This window comes from Alteribacter natronophilus (assembly GCF_006007885.1).
GTDB classification, from domain to species: Bacteria; Bacillota; Bacilli; order Bacillales; family Salisediminibacteriaceae; genus Alteribacter; species Alteribacter natronophilus.
Map to the genome: position 1 here is coordinate 213,318 of NZ_VCRO01000001.1, position 20,213 is coordinate 233,530.

At 49.6% G+C, this 20,213-nt stretch carries 19 protein-coding genes; 11 read left to right on the plus strand and 8 right to left on the minus strand.

Annotation, left to right across the window (positions count from 1 at the left end; translation table 11 throughout):
• Positions 1-18: 18 nt before the first annotated feature.
• From FGB90_RS01095 to FGB90_RS01105, 3 genes are all read right to left on the minus strand, one after another.
• Positions 19-396, minus strand: a complete 378-nt coding sequence (locus FGB90_RS01095; RefSeq protein WP_138808728.1) for a globin domain-containing protein — start codon at positions 394-396, stop codon at positions 19-21.
• A 377-nt stretch (positions 397-773) separates the two neighbouring features.
• On the minus strand, positions 774-1,343 hold the full coding sequence (locus tag FGB90_RS01100) for a lytic transglycosylase domain-containing protein (protein WP_138808729.1): 570 nt from the start codon (positions 1,341-1,343) through the stop codon (positions 774-776).
• A gap of 13 nt (positions 1,344-1,356) precedes the next feature.
• Positions 1,357-1,938 (minus strand): CYTH domain-containing protein, encoded by a 582-nt coding sequence (locus FGB90_RS01105; RefSeq protein ID WP_438502666.1) that lies wholly within the window; start codon positions 1,936-1,938, stop codon positions 1,357-1,359.
• 256 nt (positions 1,939-2,194) lie between these two features.
• Here FGB90_RS01105 and FGB90_RS01110 point away from each other — a divergent pair, with 256 nt between their 5' ends.
• The 4 genes from FGB90_RS01110 to FGB90_RS01125 are packed head-to-tail and all read left to right on the plus strand — an operon-like array spanning position 2,195 to position 4,973.
• Positions 2,195-2,593: a UPF0738 family protein gene (locus FGB90_RS01110; RefSeq protein WP_138808730.1), complete on the plus strand. Its 399-nt coding sequence runs from the start codon at positions 2,195-2,197 to the stop codon at positions 2,591-2,593.
• Positions 2,594-2,642: 49 nt separating this feature from the next.
• Positions 2,643-3,281, plus strand: a complete 639-nt coding sequence (gene yjbM, locus FGB90_RS01115) for a GTP diphosphokinase (RefSeq protein WP_138808731.1) — start codon at positions 2,643-2,645, stop codon at positions 3,279-3,281.
• A gap of 17 nt (positions 3,282-3,298) precedes the next feature.
• Positions 3,299-4,093: an NAD kinase gene (locus tag FGB90_RS01120; RefSeq protein WP_138808732.1), complete on the plus strand. Its 795-nt coding sequence runs from the start codon at positions 3,299-3,301 to the stop codon at positions 4,091-4,093.
• Between the two features lie 43 nt (positions 4,094-4,136).
• Positions 4,137-4,973 (plus strand): RluA family pseudouridine synthase, encoded by an 837-nt coding sequence (locus FGB90_RS01125; RefSeq protein WP_281280025.1) that lies wholly within the window; start codon positions 4,137-4,139, stop codon positions 4,971-4,973.
• Between the two features lie 31 nt (positions 4,974-5,004).
• Here FGB90_RS01125 and prpE read toward each other — a convergent pair whose 3' ends face one another.
• Positions 5,005-5,745 (minus strand): bis(5'-nucleosyl)-tetraphosphatase PrpE, encoded by a 741-nt coding sequence (gene prpE, locus FGB90_RS01130; protein ID WP_138808733.1) that lies wholly within the window; start codon positions 5,743-5,745, stop codon positions 5,005-5,007.
• A gap of 209 nt (positions 5,746-5,954) precedes the next feature.
• Between prpE and FGB90_RS01135 the strand changes: the two genes are divergently transcribed.
• The 3 genes from FGB90_RS01135 (at position 5,955) to fabI (ending at position 9,427) form a co-directional block, all read left to right on the plus strand.
• Positions 5,955-7,991, plus strand: a complete 2,037-nt coding sequence (locus FGB90_RS01135) for a cation:proton antiporter (protein ID WP_138808734.1) — start codon at positions 5,955-5,957, stop codon at positions 7,989-7,991.
• A gap of 101 nt (positions 7,992-8,092) precedes the next feature.
• Complete coding sequence (locus FGB90_RS19535) at positions 8,093-8,266, plus strand: hypothetical protein (protein ID WP_171051631.1); 174 nt, start codon at positions 8,093-8,095, stop codon at positions 8,264-8,266.
• Between the two features lie 381 nt (positions 8,267-8,647).
• On the plus strand, positions 8,648-9,427 hold the full coding sequence (gene fabI / locus FGB90_RS01140) for an enoyl-ACP reductase FabI (RefSeq protein ID WP_171051738.1): 780 nt from the start codon (positions 8,648-8,650) through the stop codon (positions 9,425-9,427).
• Positions 9,428-9,574: 147 nt separating this feature from the next.
• Here fabI and FGB90_RS01145 read toward each other — a convergent pair whose 3' ends face one another.
• Positions 9,575-10,399: a UTP--glucose-1-phosphate uridylyltransferase gene (locus tag FGB90_RS01145; RefSeq protein WP_138808736.1), complete on the minus strand. Its 825-nt coding sequence runs from the start codon at positions 10,397-10,399 to the stop codon at positions 9,575-9,577.
• Between the two features lie 186 nt (positions 10,400-10,585).
• Between FGB90_RS01145 and FGB90_RS01150 the strand changes: the two genes are divergently transcribed.
• The 4 genes from FGB90_RS01150 to FGB90_RS01165 all read left to right on the plus strand — a co-directional run bounded on the left by FGB90_RS01150 (position 10,586) and on the right by FGB90_RS01165 (position 15,005).
• Entirely contained in the window at positions 10,586-11,884 is a 1,299-nt protein-coding gene (locus FGB90_RS01150; RefSeq protein WP_171051654.1) for a UDP-glucose dehydrogenase family protein, read from the plus strand.
• Positions 11,881-13,077 carry a glycosyltransferase family 4 protein gene (locus FGB90_RS01155; RefSeq protein ID WP_138808738.1) on the plus strand — a complete coding sequence of 399 codons (1,197 nt, stop codon included), beginning with the start codon at positions 11,881-11,883 and terminating at the stop codon, positions 13,075-13,077. Before FGB90_RS01150 ends, FGB90_RS01155 begins: the two co-directional genes overlap by 4 nt.
• 34 nt (positions 13,078-13,111) lie before the next feature.
• A complete protein-coding gene (locus tag FGB90_RS01160) occupies positions 13,112-13,609 on the plus strand; it encodes a DUF1648 domain-containing protein (protein ID WP_138808739.1) in 498 nt (165 codons plus the stop codon).
• A 343-nt stretch (positions 13,610-13,952) separates the two neighbouring features.
• Positions 13,953-15,005 carry a M42 family metallopeptidase gene (locus tag FGB90_RS01165; protein WP_138808740.1) on the plus strand — a complete coding sequence of 351 codons (1,053 nt, stop codon included), beginning with the start codon at positions 13,953-13,955 and terminating at the stop codon, positions 15,003-15,005.
• Between the two features lie 523 nt (positions 15,006-15,528).
• On the opposite strand, the gene FGB90_RS01170 is transcribed toward FGB90_RS01165, so the two are convergent.
• The 3 genes from FGB90_RS01170 to FGB90_RS01180 all read right to left on the minus strand — a co-directional run bounded on the left by FGB90_RS01170 (position 15,529) and on the right by FGB90_RS01180 (position 20,044).
• On the minus strand, positions 15,529-17,232 hold the full coding sequence (locus FGB90_RS01170) for a type II secretion system protein M (RefSeq protein WP_138808741.1): 1,704 nt from the start codon (positions 17,230-17,232) through the stop codon (positions 15,529-15,531).
• A gap of 335 nt (positions 17,233-17,567) precedes the next feature.
• Positions 17,568-18,950 carry a glycosyltransferase family 4 protein gene (locus FGB90_RS01175; RefSeq protein WP_138808742.1) on the minus strand — a complete coding sequence of 461 codons (1,383 nt, stop codon included), beginning with the start codon at positions 18,948-18,950 and terminating at the stop codon, positions 17,568-17,570.
• Complete coding sequence (locus tag FGB90_RS01180) at positions 18,947-20,044, minus strand: CotS family spore coat protein (protein ID WP_138808743.1); 1,098 nt, start codon at positions 20,042-20,044, stop codon at positions 18,947-18,949. Before FGB90_RS01180 ends, FGB90_RS01175 begins: the two co-directional genes overlap by 4 nt.
• Positions 20,045-20,213 lie beyond the last annotated feature (169 nt).

The following is a 20,213-nucleotide window of genomic DNA, read 5'->3' on the forward strand; positions in this document are numbered from 1 at the left end:
TCCGGTAAAGGAGTGTTGTTACTCCGTTGTATTTATCATATGGCGGGCCGTCTGTGTCAGGCGCTCCATAAATGCAGAGCGAAACGGCTCTTCAAGTTCTGTTTCGTCCATGGCCTCATCCATACACCTGAGCCAGGCTTCTGCCCGGGAGGGTGTAATGGGAAAAGGCATATGCCTTGCCCGCAGCATCGGATGCCCGTGCTCTTCGGAATAGGCTGGCGGACCTCCGAGAAACTGTGTCAGAAACTGTTTCTGTTTTCTTGCTGTCTCCGTCAGGTCATCAGGAAAGAGAGGGGCAAGTTCCGGATCGAGCGCGACGTTTGTATAGAAGGCATCAACCAGTCTGTCCAGTGTCTGTTCTCCGATTAGATCATAAGGTGTACGCGCCTTCTTCATCTTCAAACTCCTTTTGCTATCCGTAATTTATGATTATTGTAGCAAGCATATGAATAATGGGCAACAAATCTGACTCTGATAAGGATTTCCGCAACGCAGAAAGTGGCTGGGAACAGAAGTATTTTCACAGACGAAAATCCGAACAGCCAATATGCGGTGCAGGTAAATCGCTCCTGAAATATTCGCCGCTTTCCGCGGGAAGCGGCTGAGCCTCCGCGTGCTTCGCACTGCGGGGTCTCACCTGCGCTTTTCCTCCCGCAGGAGTCGGCGAATATTTCATCCGCTTATCAGCTTTTTGTTCGGATTCTAATCTAAACACTTTCCTTATGTCCCAGCCCCTTTCCGCAACGCAGAAAAACCTTCCCCTGGGGGAAGGTTCAGACTGAATGACTGTATGTCTCCATCACTCTTGGAACATATGCCTGTGTTTCCGCAAATGGCGGAATACCACCGTACCTGTCAACATTACCGGGTCCGGCATTGTAAGCAGCGAGGGCAAGCTCTGTATTGCCGTTGTATTTATCCAGCATTGCACGGATGTAGCGTGTACCGCCGTCAATATTCTGGGCCGGATCTGTAATATCTTCCACACCGAGACCCTGGGCAGTCCGGGGCATAAGCTGCATTAGCCCCATGGCACCGGCGTGGCTTCTTGCTTCAGGGTCGAAGCCGGATTCATGTTTGATGATGGCATGGATAAGCCGGGGATCGACACCGTGTTTTTCTCCGGCTGCGGCAATCAAAGAGGAATAATCCGATCCTCCAATGTTGCCTCCCGAATGCCCCTCAGGCTTGGGCGCGTGTACTTTTTCCGGCTGTACTGGTGAAGCTGCCTGGGACATCAGGTTCTTAAAAGAGGAAGTCTGCCCCAGTGACTGTTCCAGTCGGGAGGCGAAGCTTTTGAAAAGCTGCCACTGGTAATGATTCGGATCGATCTGAAAAGGCATAGGTTCACGTCCTTTAGTTATTCCGGGAGCGATTGAAAAAGCGGTGGCTCTTGCTCATGGTGTGTCGTTCTTTGATGCTGAATTCCCTGAGGAGCTGCTGAAACGCTTTTCTGCCCCGGTCTTCATCAGAACTTTCAAATTCCAGCTCATAATCTGTAACTCCAAGATAAGTACTTTCATCGAGTACAAGGAGACCCTCATCCATCTCAGTCTCAAGTCTCTTCGTAGTAAGGCTCCCGAGATAGGTGAGGAACCTGCCTTCCACATTCAGACTTTTGTTCAGGTGATGCAGAACGTCACCTTCCGGAATACCTGATCCGTTAAAGGCCGCATCGGCTTCGTTTTCCGAAAGATTCTGGTGTGTTTCAAGCAGTCCTTTTTCGTGTGGCTGTTTAAGTGTCAGAACGTAACCACTATTTTTTTCGCGGATTCTGAGCATGGAGCCGTGTTCTTTTAATAGAAAATCCTCTGTATCAAAGTAATGGTTCGTCTGTGAAAAAGGAGTGTCCCGGGTAAAGAAAGTATCCTTTAAACGGGAGTATTCGTTTTCATCCAGAAGATTTTTATATTCGATTTCAATTTCCTGGTTCATCATTTCACCTGCTCTATTAGAATACTGCTGTATTTATTTATTATGTGACTCAAACGGAAGCAGCTGCGTGCCATTCGCCCGCTTTCCGCGGCGGTGCACTCGTCTTTTTTAAGTTAACATTCCTGTTTTATTATTTCACACAGCCCGGCGTAAGACAATGAGGCTTTTACTGAAGGATTAAGGGTATCATTAACGTACAGAAGCGAATTATGATAAACTTACGTAAGTAAGTGATTTATGTTTTTTGGAGGAATGTACGATGACCAGACAATGGACCATATCCGAGCTCGAACGGAACGGAAAAGAGCTCATTGTGAAAACTGAAACTGATGAATCGAAAGTCGATCTTGAAACACTTGAAGCCGGCAGCCGCATGCTTGCTGATTCGGATGCCAAAACACTGATCTACGTAATAGAAGATGAATCATCCTTTACATATATCCGCTTCCCGGATGCTTCCTGGGAAGCGCTCAGTTCCGTCAGAGGGGAAGCTGTACCGGTTGTCCTTGAACTTTCTTCTGCCGAAAGGGAAACAGTACGGATCACGCTGTCTGATTTCTGGCAGGAGGTTGACTACCTGGTGGATAACATCGAAGGTAATGCCAATTACGGGGACGAAATGATGGAAGCAGTTGAAAAGGCTTTTCACAGCCGGTAACAAAAGGAGCCCCAGGCTGTACAGAGACCAACGGCGGTGGTGATGAAACATGAAGGAATGGGAAGAACTGCTTGCTCCCTATAAGCAGGCAGTAGACGAGCTTAAAGTAAAATTTAAAGGAATCCGTGAACAGTACCGGCACTCTCCCAGACACACCCCGATTGAATTTGTCACAGGACGTGTAAAACCGGTTTCAAGTATTCTGCAAAAAGCCAAGCGGAAAGGGGTCCCTGTCGATCAGGTCGAGGGGAACATTACCGACCTGGCAGGTATCAGGATTATGTGCCAGTTTGTCGGTGACATCGATACTGTCGTGGAACTGATCAAAATCCGCAATGACTTCAGGATTGTCGATGAAATCGACTACATTAAGCATAAAAAGGAAAGCGGCTACCGCTCCTATCATATGGTGCTTGAGTACCCGGTCCAGACGATTGACGGTGAGCACCCGGTTCTCGTTGAGCTGCAGATCCGGACGCTCGCCATGAACTTCTGGGCGACGATTGAGCACTCCCTGCAGTACAAATATTCCGGTCAGATACCCCGTGAAATCGAGGCGCGTCTGCACCGGGCAGCGGAAGCAGCCTTCCGCCTTGATGAAGAAATGTCACAAATCCGCGGTGAAGTGCGGGAAGCCCAGAAAATCATCTCATCAACCACAGATCCCCTCAACAAGCCGAACGGGTAAGGAAAGGACGATGTCCGATGAAATATACGGTTACCTCCCGCGGCGACAAAACGTCTGATGCGATCGCCCGGAAAGTGAAAACATACCTTCATGAATTTGAACTCTCACATGACAAGGAAGAACCTGATGTAGTTATATCAGTCGGCGGCGATGGAACACTTCTGGAAGCCTTTCATGAATACAGCCACCGCCTGGATGACACAGCTTTTGTCGGCGTACATACCGGCCACCTTGGTTTCTACGCCGACTGGCAGCCTGACGAAGTGGAAAAGCTCGTCATTCACATTGCCAAAACGCCGTTTAAGGTCGTTGAATACCCGCTTCTTGAAGTGATTGTCCGCCACAACGGTGACCGGAAAAGCGAACGTTTTCTTGCTCTGAATGAATGTTCCATCAAAAGTATGGAAGGATCGCTTGTGATGGACATTGAAATCAAAGGGGAACTCTTCGAAACGTTCCGGGGAGACGGGCTCTGCATTTCCACACCTTCAGGCTCAACTGCCTATAACAAGGCACTCGGAGGTGCGATTCTTCACCCGTCCCTCGCTTCCATTCAGCTCGCGGAGATGGCGTCGATCAATAACAGGGTTTACCGGACGATCGGTTCACCGCTTGTGCTGCCTCAGCATCACACGTGCCTTCTGAAACCGAAAAATGATGTGGATTTCCAGGTTACGATTGATCACCTGACGCTTCTTCAGCAGGACGTAAAATCGATTCAGTGCCGTGTAGCAGAGGAAAAAGTGCGGTTTGCCCGCTTCCGGCCGTTTCCGTTCTGGAAAAGAGTAAAGGAATCGTTCATTGATGACTGATCTTCCCGAGGCTGAGTGGGTCGTCCCGGGTACCTGCGACGGTATGCTGCTCCGTGAGTTTTTGCGGAGTCACCGGAATATGTCACGAAAAACACTGGCTGAAATTAAACACGGTGGTGGGAAGCTGCTTTTGAACAGAGTGGAGGAGACGGTCAGAAGTACTGTTGCAGAAGGCGACCTTGTTACCGTTGTCTTTCCTCCTGAGCAGCCGTCTCCGGCCATTGTTCCGATTGATCTGCCGTTAATGGTAATTTACGAGGATGATCACCTTCTCGTTGTGAGCAAGCCCCCGGGCCTTCCGACAGTACCTTCTCCTGACAGCCCGGGGCGCTCACTTGCAGGGGCTGCAGCGGCGTACTTTTTACAACGTAAAATTCCCAGTACGTTTCATGCTGTATCCAGACTGGACAGGGACACGTCCGGTCTTGTTGTTCTGGCCAAACACCGTTATGCCCATCATCAGCTTTCCGAGCAAGGGGCAGCCAGAACGTATCTGGCAATCGTCCAGGGCACGCTCAGTGAAAAGTGCGGAAAGATCGATCAGCCAATCGGCAGGAAACCGGGCAGTATTATTGAGAGAACCGTTCAGCCGGGAGGAAAAAGGGCGGTAACGCATTTTGAAGTCATCGGCGAAGGGAACGGGTTAACGCTTGTCAGGGTTCATCTCGAAACGGGCAGGACACACCAGATCCGGGTACACTTTTCACACAAAGGACATCCGCTGGCTGGAGATACTCTGTACGGAGGGGACGGCAGCCTCATTGGCCGTCAGGCTCTTCATGCAGCAGAAACTTCTTTTAGACATCCGATTACCGGTAAACTACTGCAATTTAAGGCGGATATACCCGCGGATATGAATAATCTCTGGCGAAGAGCCTGATCCATTTTCGGATCAGGCTCTTTTTTGGGCGTTACTCTCCAGGCTCCCGGAACTTTTCTGCCACGTATGGCAGGGTTGAATCAACGGAAATCGTTGTTTTTTCCGGCCACTGAAACAGGGTGAGCGTGTTCCCGAACACGCATCCTGTATCGATGTTTACCGTATGATTCAGAAAACGGGGCTCTTTCACCGGAGTATGGCCGTAGACAACGAACGTATCATGTGTATACTCCTTCGCCCAGTCGCGCCTTACCGGCCGTCCGTCAGGGTGGGTTTCACCGGTAATGTCGCCGTAAAGGACGAATGTTTTTACTTTTTTACTCGTTTTTCCGATTAGATCTCCCCGGATGCCGGCGTGAGCCACAACGAGCCCGCCTCTGTCCAGCTCAAGGTAGAGAGGGGAGTTCTCCACCATCTTCTTAAATCCCTCCGAAATGAAGGTGTACTCTTTCCGGTTAAGTTTATCCAGTTCGGCTACGGTTGTTTCGAGACCGTTATTAATTTTGACGTTGCGGCCGAGGAAGTAGCGGTAGAGTTTGTCACAGTGATTCCCGGGACAGTAAAGAAGCCGGCCTGCTTTCCAGTTGGTAATGGCAAACTTCAGAACCTCGGTGTTATAGGGACCCCGGTCGGTAAGATCGCCAAGTGACACGAGCGTGCGCTGGTCCGGATGGGATAAAAGACCCTCAGTATCTGTTTTGTAGCCGGCTTTCTGTAAAAGAGTATCCATTTCTTCATAACATCCGTGAATATCACCGATAATATCAAACAAAAGCAGCGCCTCCTTAAGTTATTTCAGTGTAGCAGATCCATTATTATTGTGTCCGGGGATGAATCCTCATAATGGTGAAATTCCACGAATACAGCTAAATAATCGAAATTTTTTTAACTCGTTCTGTAATTGACAGTGCTCCGTCAGTTATCATACGATATCTTTTCGTGTGACTTGTACATACATAATTTTAAGTAAAGGAGCATGACATGATACAGGAACCCACAGCACATCCGGTTTTTATTTTTGCTTTAGCCATGGTCATTTTTCTTATTGCTCCCCTTGTAATGTCACGTTTACGGGTACCGGGAATTATCGGTATTCTAGTTGCCGGTATGGTGATCGGCCCGAACGGCTTTGGTCTTCTTGAGAGAAATGAAACGATCGTCATTCTGGGAACGGTTGGTCTTCTTTATATCATTTTTGTAGCTGGTCTGGAAATCGACCTCGACGGGTTTAAGAAATACCGTCGGCGAAGTGTAGTATTCGGTCTTATGTCTTTTTTCATCCCGTTTGTTTTTGGACTGTGCGCGGGCCTTCTCCTTGGTTACCCGGTCGGGTCATCGATCCTTCTCGCATCCCTTCTCGGATCCCATACTCTTCTCGGCTACCCTGCGGCAAGCCGGCTCGGTATAGCGAAAAACAGAGCTGTTACTACGAGTGTCGGCGGGACAATTCTGACCGATACTCTTGCTATGCTGGTACTTGCTGTCGTTGCCGGATCTGTTCAGGGCGAACTCACACTGATGTTCTGGGGGCAGCTGATTGTCAGTCTCGCCACATTTTCGGTTCTTGTCATTTTCGGAGTCCCGTTTCTTTCGAAAAGGTTCTTCAGAAGAATCAGCGGGGGAGGTTCGCTCGATTATGTATTTGTAATGAGCGTTATGTTTATCTGTGCTTTTCTTGCGGTTCTTGCGGGTGTGGAGCCGATTATCGGGGCATTTCTTGCAGGGCTTGCCCTGAATAGAATGATCCTTGAAAACGGGGCTCTTATGAATCGGATTAAGTTTGTCGGTAACGCCCTGTTCATCCCTTTCTTCCTGTTATCGGTCGGAATGCTCATGGATTTTCGGGTACTGATTGAAAACCCTTCATCACTTGTGCTGGCAGGAGCAGTAGTCGCTTTTGTTAATGCCGGTAAATGGCTTGCTGCAGCAGCTGCAGCGAGGCTTTACAGCTACTCGGCAAGCGAGCGGGAGGTCATGTTCGGTCTGACGATCCCCCAGGCGGCTGCAACGCTGGCTGCCACCCTCGTGGGGTATGATCTGGGTCTGTTTGATGTGGCGGTTGTAAATGGTGTCATTCTTATGATTCTTGTGACGTGTATTACAGGTCCTCTCGTAACAGAACACTTCGGGCGAAAGCTTGCATATGCCGAGGAAAATGAGCCTGTCCGTGCAGACCAGGTACCTGAAAGAATTCTCATCCCGATGGCAAATCCATATACGATGGATCACCTTCTTGAACTGGCAATCATTCTTAGAAACCCCCTCTCCACTGAGCCTCTCTATCCCATGACGGTCGTGGAGGGAGGAAAGGAGAACCGTGAGCAGAACATTGCCAGAGCTGAGAAAATGCTTGGCCACGCTGTAGTTTACGCAGCTGCAGCAGACGTACCCGTTCACCCTCTTACACGTGCAGGGGGAAATGCAGCCAAGCGGATCAGTTACGCCATGACCGATAACCGGATTTCCATGGTTGTTGCAGGCTGGGACGGTGAACAGAGCCGTCACGGAGGGATGTTCGGAAACGTGCTTGATGATGTCATTGATACCACTGACAGACAGGTTCTTGTGAGTAAACTGTCACACCCGTTAAACCTGACAAAAAGAATTGTGGTGGTTATTCCAAAAGGGTTCGACCATATGTCAGGTTCGGATGAAGCTTTCAGGACCTTAAAAAAACTGGCGAGCCGAACGAGTGCCACTTTACTCGTTATTTCTGTCGGAGAGGGTGCTGAGAAGTATACCGGTATTCTGGACAGCATAAAGCCTTCCATTTCCGTGGAATCAGGGGAAGCGGCTGACTGGTCTGACCTCAGGGAACAGTTTTACGATACGTTCGATGAGACAGATCTCCTGGTTATACTCAGTGCCCGGAGAGGAACAGTAAGCTGGCACTATCAGCTGGAGCGTCTTCCCGTTTATATTCAGAAAACAAGGATTGTCAGTTTTATCGTCCTTTTCCCTGAGGAGGCAGCCGTGGATGACCGTGGTACAAAGGCGACAATTGTGAGCAGGGATTGAACAGGAGGCTTCTGCAGATAATAAAAAGTAACTGCCGCCACTAAACCCCGGAACCAGGCGGTGAAAAAGATCATCCAGCTGTTTTGTAAAGGAGAATCAAGATGTTTGAACCAAAAGCACCCGATGTATCTTCAGAACCTATAGTGGAATGTCCGGGCTGTCAGCGCCGGCATACTTTTAATCAGGTTCTTACAGCGCAGTCCAATCAGAATGTGATCTTCAACTGTCCGGACTGCGGGTACGAAAGAAAGAACATTCACACCAGTAAAGGGTAATAAGTAACGGATCACTGAGGCAGGGGCATAAGTAGTGGTTAAAAAAGACTCCCTCAAAAAGTCAGCAGGCGGTATATATGATTGGTTGGCTTTTTTCGTAGAAATTGTTACTTTTATACGAAGCCGGAGCGCTACTGGCAGAGGAAGAAGCACGGTAACTGCTCTGCTGGCTGAGGCCCTGCCCGCGGAAACCGTCCGCCTGTAGTGGAGTAATAGCAGCAATCTGCGACTGAAAAAACCCATCTGGCCCAGCCTCTTTCGATCTGTCCTGCAGGGAACAAAGTGAAATTGTCCTGTATTTCTGTTATAATAAATCTGCATTAAGTTTAGTACCAGCTCTTAATATGAACTTATAAACAAAGGGGAGGTCGTATTATTATGATGAATCTGGATTTATCGAACCGTACATATGTAGTGATGGGTGTAGCAAACAAAAGAAGTATTGCCTGGGGCATTGCCCAGTCACTTGCAAATGCAGGAGCAAGACTGATTTTTACATACGCCGGGGAGCGGCTGGAACGAAACGTCCGACAGCTTGCGGAGGGACTTGAACGTAACGATTCACTTGTACTTCCCTGCGACATAACTGATGATGAGGAAATTGAACGTACATTCCAGCAAATCGGGGAAGAGGTGGGAACGATCCACGGGGTTGCCCACTGTATTGCGTTTGCAAACCGCGAGGAGCTCGATGGAGAGTATCTTAATACTACCCGTGATGGATTCCTGCTTGCCCAGAACATCAGCGCCTACTCGCTGACGGCAGTCACAAAAGCCGCACGCCCTCTCATGACGGAAGGCGGGGGAATTGTAACGCTGACGTACCTTGGCGGCGAACGTGTAGTGAAGAACTATAACGTAATGGGTGTGGCAAAAGCCTCACTTGACGCAAGTGTAAAATATCTTGCAAACGACCTGGGGAAAGAGAACATCCGCGTAAATGCTATTTCTGCCGGACCGATCCGTACTCTTGCAGCTAAAGGCATCGGCGGTTTTAACGAAGTCCTCAGGGAAATTGAGGAGAAAGCCCCGCTTAAGCGGACGGTAACCCAGGAGGAAGTGGGAGATTCTGCTCTTTTCCTTCTCAGTGACATGTCCCGTGCCATTACAGGTGAAATTCTGCATGTGGACGGCGGTTACAGCACACTCGGAATGATGTAATTTGAAACTGAAAGACAGCCTGCATTGAAATGGCAGGCTGTCTTTTTTTGTCCAGACTTCCCTGTCGACGCGCAATTCTGTGGCTCCGCGGCCCCCCTAACCTCACCACAAGTAACTCAACTTACCTCACAGGGTGCCAGGACCTCTTCACGAGCCGTTTCTGCGGTTTAAATGCCAGGCGATCGCCCTGTAGTAGTCATCCTCCTTACCAAGATCAAACCGCTCTCCTTCTATAACGACAGCACTGTAGGGATGCTCCCCGAGCATGCTTTTCATCGCGTCAGTCAGCTGAATTTCACCGCCGGCACCGGGTTTTCCGTTTTTTAAGTAAGAGAAAATCTCAGGTGTGAAGGCATAACGTCCACAGACAGCAAGATTTGATGGAGGATTTTTTTTCGGCTTTTCCACGAGATCACCCAGTGCAAAGACACTGCCTTTTGGACCGGGGGAGGCCGGTGCTGCAACACCGTACTGGTGAAGTTCCTCGTGAGGGGCTTTCTGCACACCAACTATGTTGGAACCGGTTAATGTAAAAGCGTCAAGCACCTGGCTGACTGCCGGTTTTTCGGAGCTGACAAACAGGTCGTCCGGAAGCAGTACGGCAAATGGAGCGGAGCCTGCAAAGCGTTCACCGAGAAGGACAGCATCCCCGAGCCCTCTCGCAAAAGGCTGGCGTACATACTGGATGTGAACATCCGGGAGAACAGTCTGTTCAAGCAGGTATTCCTTATTGTTCATTGCAAGAAAGGCCTCAAGCTCAAGTGAGCGGTCGAAATAATCAAGAATCATATTTTTATTACGGGATACAACGATCAGGATTTCGTTTATTCCGGCAAGGGAAGCCTCTTCCACAATATGGTGGATTGCCGGCTTCCCGGCAACAGGAAACATTTCCTTTGGAAGAACTTTTGTAATGGGCAGGCTTCTCGTTCCGTATCCGGCTGCAGGAATAATCGCTTTTCTGATTTCCATGGCGATCCTCCTTTCAATGTCTTATTACCTGTTTATTCCCCGAACACGCGGCCTGAAGTTTGTCCCCGCTCAAACGGGCGCAGTGAATGACCGGGCATCAGCACATTTTTTACCTGCTCCGCACGAACAGCGGAAATGCCAGTACGATATAGCAGGAAAACGTGTGCTGACAGGGAGGAACGGGCAATGAAAGTAACGATTACCGGTGCCGGTTATGTAGGGCTTACCACCGCATGTGTTTTGGCTGATCAAGGTCATGAAGTTGTCTGTCTGGACGTGGATGCCGGCAAATTGAACAGACTTATGAACGGGGAAGTCCCATTTTATGAACCAGGTCTGGATGATGTGCTTGCCAGGGTTCTTAAAAGCGGGATGCTGAAATTTACAGGGGAAAAGAAAGAAGCCTACTCTCACGGGGATGTGATTATGATTGCAGTAGGCACACCTCCTGAAGAGGACGGTTCACCCAACCTGACCTTTCTGAAGGAAGCTGTTTCGGATATAGCGGAAAATCTTACTGTAAGAAAAACCATCGTGACGAAAAGTACAGTGCCTCCGGGGACGAATGAATGGATTGACGCAGAACTTGCAGAAAAGAAGGACCGGAGCCTGTTTACCGTAGTATCAAACCCTGAGTTTCTGAAGGAAGGAACCGCCCTCGCGGATACCCTTAACCCGGACAGAATGGTGGCAGGAAGCAGGAGTGCGGAGGGTGTGGAAACAGTCAGGAAGCTGTTTTCATTTATTGACGCTCCATGGCACATCACTTCCCTTACCGGTGCTGAGATGATCAAGTACGCTTCCAACGTGTTTCTTGCTGCGAAAATATCATTTATCAATGAAATGGCTGCCATCTGCCACGCGTATGGCGTAAACGTGGAGGAAGTGGCGAGGGGAATAGGTGCGGATCCCCGAATAGGTCCGGCTTTTCTTCGTCCTGGTCTCGGTTATGGGGGATCGTGTCTTCCGAAGGATCTGAGCGCCCTTATATATGCAGCCGAAAAAAAAGGACTGAAACCCGTTCTTCTCCCGGCTGCGGCTGAAGTGAACACCAGGACTGCTGGTGACTATATCCGGCTGCTGGAAGGGGAGCTGGGGACACTTCGTCAGAAAAGAATAGCTGTCTGGGGCCTGAGTTTTAAACCGGATACCGATGACACCCGCCACTCACCGGCTGCAGCACTGATTCATGCACTTCAGGCAAAAGGGGCAGAGGTTCTGGCCTATGACCCTGTCGTAAAGGAAGCACCTGGAGGGATCGTTTCCCACCCTGACATGTACAGTGCTGTAACGGATGCCGACGCACTGGCACTTGCAACGGAATGGGATGTTTTCCGTGAAGCGGACTGGTTAACGGTAAGCATGATGATGAAAGGAAGCACCGTGATGGACTGCAGGAACGTTCTCTCTCCTGAAAAAATAAAAGCGGCCGGTCTCTGTTACAAAGCTGTTGCCCGTTTTTCTGACGGGAATGACGGTGAGTGAAGAAAAAGGCTGTTTTGATCTGCACGGAGAGTCTTCCTGCACCGGCTGTAAAAGGCGGTGCCATTCAAATGTTCATAGATGGTACAGCGCCCTTCGCAGCTGCTGCACTTGATCTGACAGTCTGTTCGATTACCGATCCGTCACTGCCGGAAAACGAAGTGCAAAACGGGATCAGGTATGTGCGTTTTCCCAAAGAAGTTTATACGGAATCAGTGGCAGCGCACCTGACGGAGGAAGACTACGATTTTGCCCATGTGTTTAACCGTCCCCTGGATTTTCTCACTTACGCCGATGCAGCGCCTCGAACACAATTTGTCCTGGGGCTTCATAACGATATGCTGGCACCTGAAAAAATCAGTGCAGAAGACGGGGAGCGGGTGATCGAGTCAGCTGCAGGAATTGTTACGATCAGTAATTTTATAAGAAAAAAAGTAACCGAAAGATTTCCGGAGGCTGAAGGGAAAACACGTGTCGTTTATTCCGGGGTCGACCTCGGTCTCTTCCCTGATCGAAAGTCGGAGGAAGGAACGCTGCTCAGGAACATTTACCGGAAGCGGTATGGGGTGGAAAACCGTACAGTCGTCCTTTTTGCCGGACGTCTTTCGAGGAATAAAGGTCCACATATCCTGATGGATGCACTGATTCCTTTACTTTCAAAGTATCCTGATCTCGTTCTTATGGTGGCCGGGGGCAAGTGGTTCAGCGATGACGGTATGAACCGTTACACAAGAAAGCTTCAGTGGAAGGCGGCGAAATTAAAGGGCCGGGTGATTTTCACTGGATTTGTGCCTGCACACCTGATTGGAAACCTGTTTCTGGCAGGGGATATTTTTGTATGCCCGTCTTTATGGGAGGAGCCTCTTGCGCGGGTTCATTACGAAGCGATGGCTGCAGGAATCCCGGTTATTACAACAGACAGAGGCGGTAATGGGGAAGTGGTGCTCCATAGGCAGAACGCCTGGCTGATATCAGACTGTATGAACCCGGTATTATATACAGAAGCGATTGATTACTGCCTTCAGAATCCTTCCTTTACCTCTGTGTTGACGGAAAACGGGCGTACACTCGTTGAAACGGCATTTCAGTTCCGTCACGCAGCAGAAAGGCTGCTTGATGCCTGGAGATTCTTCGGCCTGATCAGTATGGCAGAGAGATCGGCATCTCCTGAAACCAATCCCTTAGATGATACGTAAGTGATCAGAGACCCGGTGAGAGGGGGAGCTTACGTTGAAACGAAAGGACAGGTTACTTCTGGCAGCAGCAGCTGCTGTTGCAACTGCCATGATAATTATGACGATTGTCAGCTGGGACAGTATGCCGGGGGGAGCGCCGGGACATATCAATCACCTTGGCGAAGTGACAAGCTGGGCGTCTAAACCATTTATCTTTTTTGTGCCCGGCATGGCTCTTTTTCTAATGGTCGTGATGATCCCTGCTTATTATTTTCCCGCCATGGTCTCAATCCCGGTCCGGGCCACCCTGGAGGAAAAGGAACAGTTGCAGGACATTCTGGGTTCCTTTTTACTGAAAGGACTCCTTGTGATGCAGCTTATGTTTTTCTGGATGCAGTACCAGTCGATTCTTCTTGCGGCCGGGGAGGCGGAGCGGGCGGTGATGTGGCCGGCAGCCGCGTTTTTGGCAGCTGTTTTTCTGATTACCGCTGCAGATATGAAAAAAGTAAAGACCCGCCTCCGTGAGATCCGCTCGGAAGATTCGGAAAAATGAGCATACCTCATAGGCAGTAAATCGATCCTTTGCGTAGCTGACGCCAGTAGCGAGACTCCTGTGGCAGTGGCGAGCATCCGCATCATGCTCTAACTTCGAGGTGCTTCGACGTATTTTGCTTCAGAGCTACACCTGCAGAGGAAGAAGCAGGGAGTCTTTTCGCCAGGCGAGACCCCGCAGGGCGAAGCTCGCGGAGGCTCGCCGGCACCGCCACGGAAAGCGAGCGGTTGGCGTTCAGCGGAGCTGATAAAAACTGACGGAAGGGTATACACATTTTCGGAAAAATGAGCCCCGCTCTGCTATACTTGAGAAAGCATTGTAAACCAGACAAGGGGGAATCGACATGAATAAACCGGATACAAACCAGACAATTGAACTGATCAGGGAGCTTGTTTCAATCCCGAGTCCTTCAGGGAATACGGAACGGGTGATTTCCTATGTGGAAGACTACCTGGGGAAACTGGGCGTCGAAACAAAAAGGAATCGTAAAGGCGGACTTATCGCCACGCTTCCGGGAAAAGACGATTCACAGCACCGGATGCTGACCGCCCATGTGGACACGCTCGGGGCTATGGTAAAGGAAATCAAGCCATCCGGACGGCTGAAACTGTCCCTGATCGGCGGATTTAAGTTTAACTCCATAGAAGGGGAGTACTGTGAGATTGAAACTTCCGCCGGAAAAAAATATACCGGCACGATCCTGATGCACCAGACGAGTGTCCATGTATATAAGGATGCGGGGAAAGCGGAGCGGAACGAAGCAAATATGGAAGTCCGGATCGATGAGAAAGTACATAGTGCGGGAGAAGTAAGGGACCTTGGGATCGAAGTTGGCGATTTTGTTTCATTCGATCCGCGGGTGGAAACAACAAAAAGCGGTTATCTCAAATCGCGCCACCTGGACGACAAGGCGAGCGTCGGGATCCTCATGCAGCTTATGCGCCAGGTAAAGGAAGAGGGGCTGGAACTGCCTCACACCACCCATTTCCTCATTTCCAATAACGAGGAAATCGGCTACGGGGGAAATGCGAGCATACCTGCTGAAACAGTGGAATACCTGGCAGTCGATATGGGTGCCATGGGTGATGGGCAGACAACGGACGAGTACACTGTTTCCATCTGCGTAAAGGACGCAAGCGGTCCGTATCACTACGGTCTCCGTAAAAACCTCACTTCCCTTGCAGAGAAAAATGAAATCGGGTACAAGCTTGATATATATCCGTATTACGGGTCGGATGCCTCAGCTGCGATCCGCTCCGGCCACGATATCGTTCACGGACTCGTGGGGCCGGGGATTGACTCCTCACACGCCTACGAGCGGACACACATGGATTCCATTGAAGAGACGACACGCCTGCTCCTTGCATATGTAATGGAGCCGGTAATTGAAACGTAATTCTTTGGAATAGGTTTCGCCGGGCGGAGGAAGCAAGCGGTCCACAGGTTGAAAAAAACATGGAGTAAGAGGGCCCTGGGAAATAATAAGGACAGTAAGGAATAAAAAACGGTGCCAATGATCGCTTTTCGAGCGTTGGCACCGTTTTGTTGTTTAAGAATGTTCGATAATCCTGTTGGGCTCTGTACTTTCTCAAGTTCACCGTAATTCGGGTGAAATAAAAATTAGCCTTCCATAAGGATAACTCCGAATCTGTTATGTGGATAACTTTATCAGAAGGTATCCATTTTGTGTACATATTCGTTGATTGTTCAAAAATCACGAGACGCCTGCGGGAATAGCAAGGGCTGAAGATCCACCGGGCGATTTTCCCCGGATAGCTGAAGCCTTGCCCGCGGCAAGCGAGTGTATTTTTGAACAATCAACCGTTATAATACTGCATGCAAAAAAAGGGCCCTCGCCGACGGTGAGGGCCCTTCTAATCAGCAGTGTTTTTCCCGGACTCTTCTTTATTCCAGGCAGTTTACCTGTTCAGCGACAGATTACTGTAATTCTGAATTGCAATCATATTTTCCCCTGTATCAATATACTCCACAAGCAGTTCGTCACCCGGTTCAATAAAGAGTGCCAGCTGTGAGCGGTTCACCGGTACGGTAAAGATCTGGTTCCGTTCTTCAAACAGAATCATTACTATTGTACCGCCTTCATCAGTCGACTGTGTAACACGCTCCACTGTCAGTGTTTCCTCCACTTCATCAGCAAGGTCAGTCGGGATGTCCATATCAGGATCAAGACCGGTGGCAAGGAGGTTCTGATATTCGTTAAACACTTCCCTCCGTGAATCGGCACTCACCACGCGGCCGGAGTCCGCATGGACCAGAGCAATCTTCTGAAAGCCGTTATTGCGGTCCACTACCGGTACAACCCAAGTATACTGTCCGTAGATGGAGTAGAGAACCGGCTGTGTCCCGACCCAGCGCTCACGTTCAAAGGCGCGGTCCACCCGGTCACGTGCGGCGTTTCCGTTGAGAATTCCCCTGGCTTCCTGACCGCCGTAATACGTCATTTCACCAGTGCGGGCATTCACCATGGAAAAACCGACCATCGTATTACCTGAGCCTCTAGGACGTTCGTGATCCACAAACCAGTACATTTCCCTTTCCGCGCCAAATACGCCGATCATCTCGTCTCTGCGCGGCTCGGTGACACCGTCACGACCAATAAACCGATTGATAAAACCGCCGCCGTACTGGCCGTACCAGGTTGCGTAATTGAGAGCCGTCTGTTCAGCCACACCCTGGTCGATGAATTCAGGCATGTCCTCAAGTGAATAACGTTCCATTTCCCCGGTGACGGCATCGAGGACTACGACCCCGTCTGCCTTGTTCCCGTGACGGAAGAACTCATAATAACCGTAGGAAAAAACGTAGTAGGGATGTCCATCATCATCAGGCTCGAACGATTCACTCACAATAATGATGTCTTCGTGTTCCTGTCTGACCATCCTTTTTGCATTCGAGCCGAAATACGCACTCGGTACATAGGACATTTCATATTCCGAGACAAGCTCTGCCTGATCATTCGGATCTTCGGCTGAAATTTTAATGTAGCCCGGCACGTGATCCGTTGTTAGCCAGCGGAAGAAACCGTCAAACTCGATTGGGCTTACCCAGAACAGCTCATCGTCAATTGTCTGAATGCTGGATTCCCCGAGATGGTATCGGGCGGAGTTATCAAGGTCCCCGAAGACAATTTCCGAGCGGTAACGGGCGTTACCGTACGGGACTACCCGGATATTTTCCTCATCTGCACTCTCCATAACTTCCACTTCGGTTTCAGCCTGCGGGAGAGCGTGACGGTCCGAAGCGGTCTGCATTGGATAAATGAGCCACATGTAGGCCATACCAACTGCCGCCAGACACCCGAGTGTAAAAGCAGCCCGGTTTGACCAGGTCACTTTTCTGTCATAGTAGTAAAAGGAAGCGGTCGCTGACAGAATCAGGTTTAAAATGATGATCACAGCAAAGGAATTCAGGATGCCGTGCCATGTAAAATCGATCAGTCCCACATAAAAAATGAAAAAACTGACTATAACCCCGGTAACGTAGCGAAGGACGTTTTCCGCCAGGAAAGCTCGGGCGGCATTTCTGTTTTTGAGGGCTTTGCCCCAGAGTCCCAGTAAAGGATTTAAAAAGAGCAGGGCGGTAATAAGACTGTAGATAAACATGATTTTCCTCCAGATCAATTATGTAAATTATATCTCTATAGTATATCTACGGATCGGAAAAGAAAAGGTTTCAGTGAAAAAGTAAAGAGGCTGGGACAGAAGTGTTTTTACAGACGAAAATCCGAACAATCAATATGCGATGCAGATAAATCGCTTCTGAAATATACGCCGCTTTCCGCGGGAAGCGGCTGAGCCTCCGCGTGCTTCGCCCTGCGGGGTCTCACCTGCGCTTTTCCTCCCGCAGGAGTCGGCGTATATTTCATCCGCTTATCATCTTTTTGTTCGGATTCTAATCTAGACACTTTCTTTATGTCCCAGCCTCCATCTTAATATCTCTACCCTGTTTTTCTCCGTCTGCTTTGAGTGCTGTCAGGAATGAAGATTCTTGGATCTGAGGGAGGGTTGTTTGTAAATCGGTATACGTGTTCAGGAACTTCAGGTTCAACTGCTTCTTCGGCAGTAAATTCCTCTGAAAGATCCACCGTTTCTTCCGGTGCCTCCAATTCAGGTCCGGCCGGGGCAAAACCTTCTTCAGAACCTCCGGACAGACCGAGTGGTGCCCCGGCTGCCATGTTCTGTTCCACTTCGTTCCACACAGTAAGAATGTCTTTTACAACACGGCTCCATACAAAGTGTAATTCAGCGATTTGTCTGCCGTGGGTCCCCATTGTACGGGCAGCAGATGAACTGCTCAGAATCCGGCTGATTTTATCGGCAAACTCCTGAGGGTCTTCCGGGTTTTCAACAACATAGCCGTTTTTACCCGGCTCAATGACTTCGGGATTACCCCCGCGGGCAGTCGTGACAATGGGAAGCCCCGCTGCCATGGCTTCATAATGGACCCTGGCCAGCGGTTCCTCCCACTGGGATGGACAGACAAACACATCGGAAGCGGCAAACCATTTATGAATCTCATCCGGATGGACAAACCCGGTTGTAATCACGGGGACTGGCATCCGCTGGGCAAGTGCCCGGACGTAGGCAACATAATCTGTTATGTTATCATCACTGAACCATTTACTTCCTACAAGAACAAGTGCTACGTCCGGATGTTTTTCAGCCAGGATCGGCATGGCCTGAAGAAGAATGTCGGCACCCTTATTGGCACTGAGACGTCCGGCAAACATGATGAGTTTACGGGAACCGATCTGATGTTCACTGCGAATCGCTTCACGGAGTTTTCTCCCCTGAGGAGTACTGGCCGGAACAAAACGGTTCACATCCACGCCGGAGTAGATTGTTTTCAGTTTAGGAGCTGCCTCCGGAAAATCAGCAGTGATGGAGGTGCCGATGTAATCGCTTATAGTGATTATTTTATCCACTTCGGCTATTGCCGCAGCTCCTTCATCATGATTGATTTTTTCAGGCTTGAACATGTCATTGTGCATGCTCAGGATGAGGCGGGCACCGGGCTGTGCTTCCCGGATCCTCCCCACGAGCCGCGGCCTGTTAAAGATGTGAATAACATCAAAAGTTTCACTTTTTAATGCTTCCCCAATTCCATCCCTGTATGTTTCAAGTAACCCGCCTGGTACCCGGACATACCGGACACCATCAGCTGTTTCCTGATCCGGAAGATCGGGGTCGGTCCGGCCGAAAACTGTTATACTGTGCTTCCCTTTAAGTGCCGGCAGAGCACCTGCAATGTACGTCTGGATCGCGCCTCCACGAATAGGAGGCACCGGCAGTTTTTCTGTACAGACGATGGCTACTTTCATTTCAGTATGTCCCCCTTCATATTGCGGAGCTCTTCGATGGCCGGCCATTTGGTATCGTCGGTTGCTGCGATCCGCTGGCAGAGAGCCTCAAGTTCGCCGTCCATGAACAGCTCAGGTTCATAGACCATTTCTTTTACATTCTTATAGAATTCGTTAGGCAGCATCATATCCACAACCAGTAAATCATACAGTTCAGGTTCGATAGGATGAGCCTGATGGTACGCTTCCACCATTCCTTTCATCCAGTTGACATCCCACGCTCCGAGGTCATCCATTGTTCCGGTTATCAGTTTGCGAAGATCACGTATGCCAATGTCGTAGGCTACACCGTCAAGGTCAATAATCCACATTCCGTCCGGACCGGACTGCCCGTTTGACCAGCCGTAGTCCTGGTGAACGAGTCCCCATTCTTTATTGCCTCTTTTTACCAACTCACTGTAGGCCGAGTTCTGAAGAGCCTGACAGGCATTGACAGCCTGCTCCTCAAATTTATCCACGTAACTCAGGATCGCTGCGCTGGCCGGCATATCCTTGTAAGCGTTGGCGATGTTTCTGAACCAGCTCATCTTTTTAACAACCTTCTGATACGTTTTCGGCCACCTGTAAAGACGTGTTGCATTTTCCGACCCGGGAGGCGGGGTATACCCCTTTGACATGGTATGAAATTCCCCAATGGCGTGGCAGAGCTGCTCGGCACCTGCAAGATCCTTGCTCACGGGTACGAGTGGCTCGATCCATTCCGCTACAAACCAGATTTTCCCTCCCTTTTCCACGTATGGAAGCCCGGCTTTACTGTGAATGATGGCAGGAATCCTCGCATTTTTTTCATGAACGAGGTATTCCTGGGCGTAAATACTGAACAGACTCCTTGTCGGCCGCCTGTGAAGGATTTTCAGACTTCTTGGTCCGCGGTCGGTTTCAAGCTTCCAGATGAGCCCGCCTTTGTCCGCCTTTGTCGTTATCACTTCCATGGATGATACGTTCATATCATACTGGGCGTTTACCTCGTGAGCCATTTCGGTTATATAATCCGGAACAAAAAATTCACCGAGAGTGCCGTCGAGGTCCCATGGTGTGATCTGCTGATCAGACATGTTATCTCCTCCAATCATATTTCTTCACTATATTCACTATGGGGAAATCTGACTGGATTTTTAACCAGTTGCATGGAAAGGAATTTGGGCACGCATCCTCAGTTTGAATTAGTCTGTTATCCGGGACGGAACGGACAGAATGTTCATAGTTTATGAGTAGGAATCCCAC

Bases quoted from the DNA above. Each gene is read 5' to 3' on its own strand.
- FGB90_RS01095 (WP_138808728.1), bottom strand. From the start codon at position 396: ATGAAGAAGGCGCGTACACCTTATGATCTAATCGGAGAACAGACACTG.
- FGB90_RS01100 (WP_138808729.1), bottom strand. From the start codon at position 1,343: ATGCCTTTTCAGATCGATCCGAATCATTACCAGTGGCAGCTTTTCAAA.
- FGB90_RS01105 (WP_438502666.1), bottom strand. From the start codon at position 1,938: ATGATGAACCAGGAAATTGAAATCGAATATAAAAATCTTCTGGATGAA.
- FGB90_RS01110 (WP_138808730.1), top strand. From the start codon at position 2,195: ATGACCAGACAATGGACCATATCCGAGCTCGAACGGAACGGAAAAGAG.
- yjbM (WP_138808731.1), top strand. From the start codon at position 2,643: ATGAAGGAATGGGAAGAACTGCTTGCTCCCTATAAGCAGGCAGTAGAC.
- FGB90_RS01120 (WP_138808732.1), top strand. From the start codon at position 3,299: ATGAAATATACGGTTACCTCCCGCGGCGACAAAACGTCTGATGCGATC.
- FGB90_RS01125 (WP_281280025.1), top strand. From the start codon at position 4,137: ATGCTGCTCCGTGAGTTTTTGCGGAGTCACCGGAATATGTCACGAAAA.
- FGB90_RS01135 (WP_138808734.1), top strand. From the start codon at position 5,955: ATGATACAGGAACCCACAGCACATCCGGTTTTTATTTTTGCTTTAGCC.
- FGB90_RS19535 (WP_171051631.1), top strand. From the start codon at position 8,093: ATGTTTGAACCAAAAGCACCCGATGTATCTTCAGAACCTATAGTGGAA.
- fabI (WP_171051738.1), top strand. From the start codon at position 8,648: ATGAATCTGGATTTATCGAACCGTACATATGTAGTGATGGGTGTAGCA.
- FGB90_RS01145 (WP_138808736.1), bottom strand. From the start codon at position 10,399: ATGGAAATCAGAAAAGCGATTATTCCTGCAGCCGGATACGGAACGAGA.
- FGB90_RS01150 (WP_171051654.1), top strand. From the start codon at position 10,586: ATGAAAGTAACGATTACCGGTGCCGGTTATGTAGGGCTTACCACCGCA.
- FGB90_RS01165 (WP_138808740.1), top strand. From the start codon at position 13,953: ATGAATAAACCGGATACAAACCAGACAATTGAACTGATCAGGGAGCTT.
- FGB90_RS01170 (WP_138808741.1), bottom strand. From the start codon at position 17,232: ATGTTTATCTACAGTCTTATTACCGCCCTGCTCTTTTTAAATCCTTTA.
- FGB90_RS01175 (WP_138808742.1), bottom strand. From the start codon at position 18,950: ATGAAAGTAGCCATCGTCTGTACAGAAAAACTGCCGGTGCCTCCTATT.
- FGB90_RS01180 (WP_138808743.1), bottom strand. From the start codon at position 20,044: ATGTCTGATCAGCAGATCACACCATGGGACCTCGACGGCACTCTCGGT.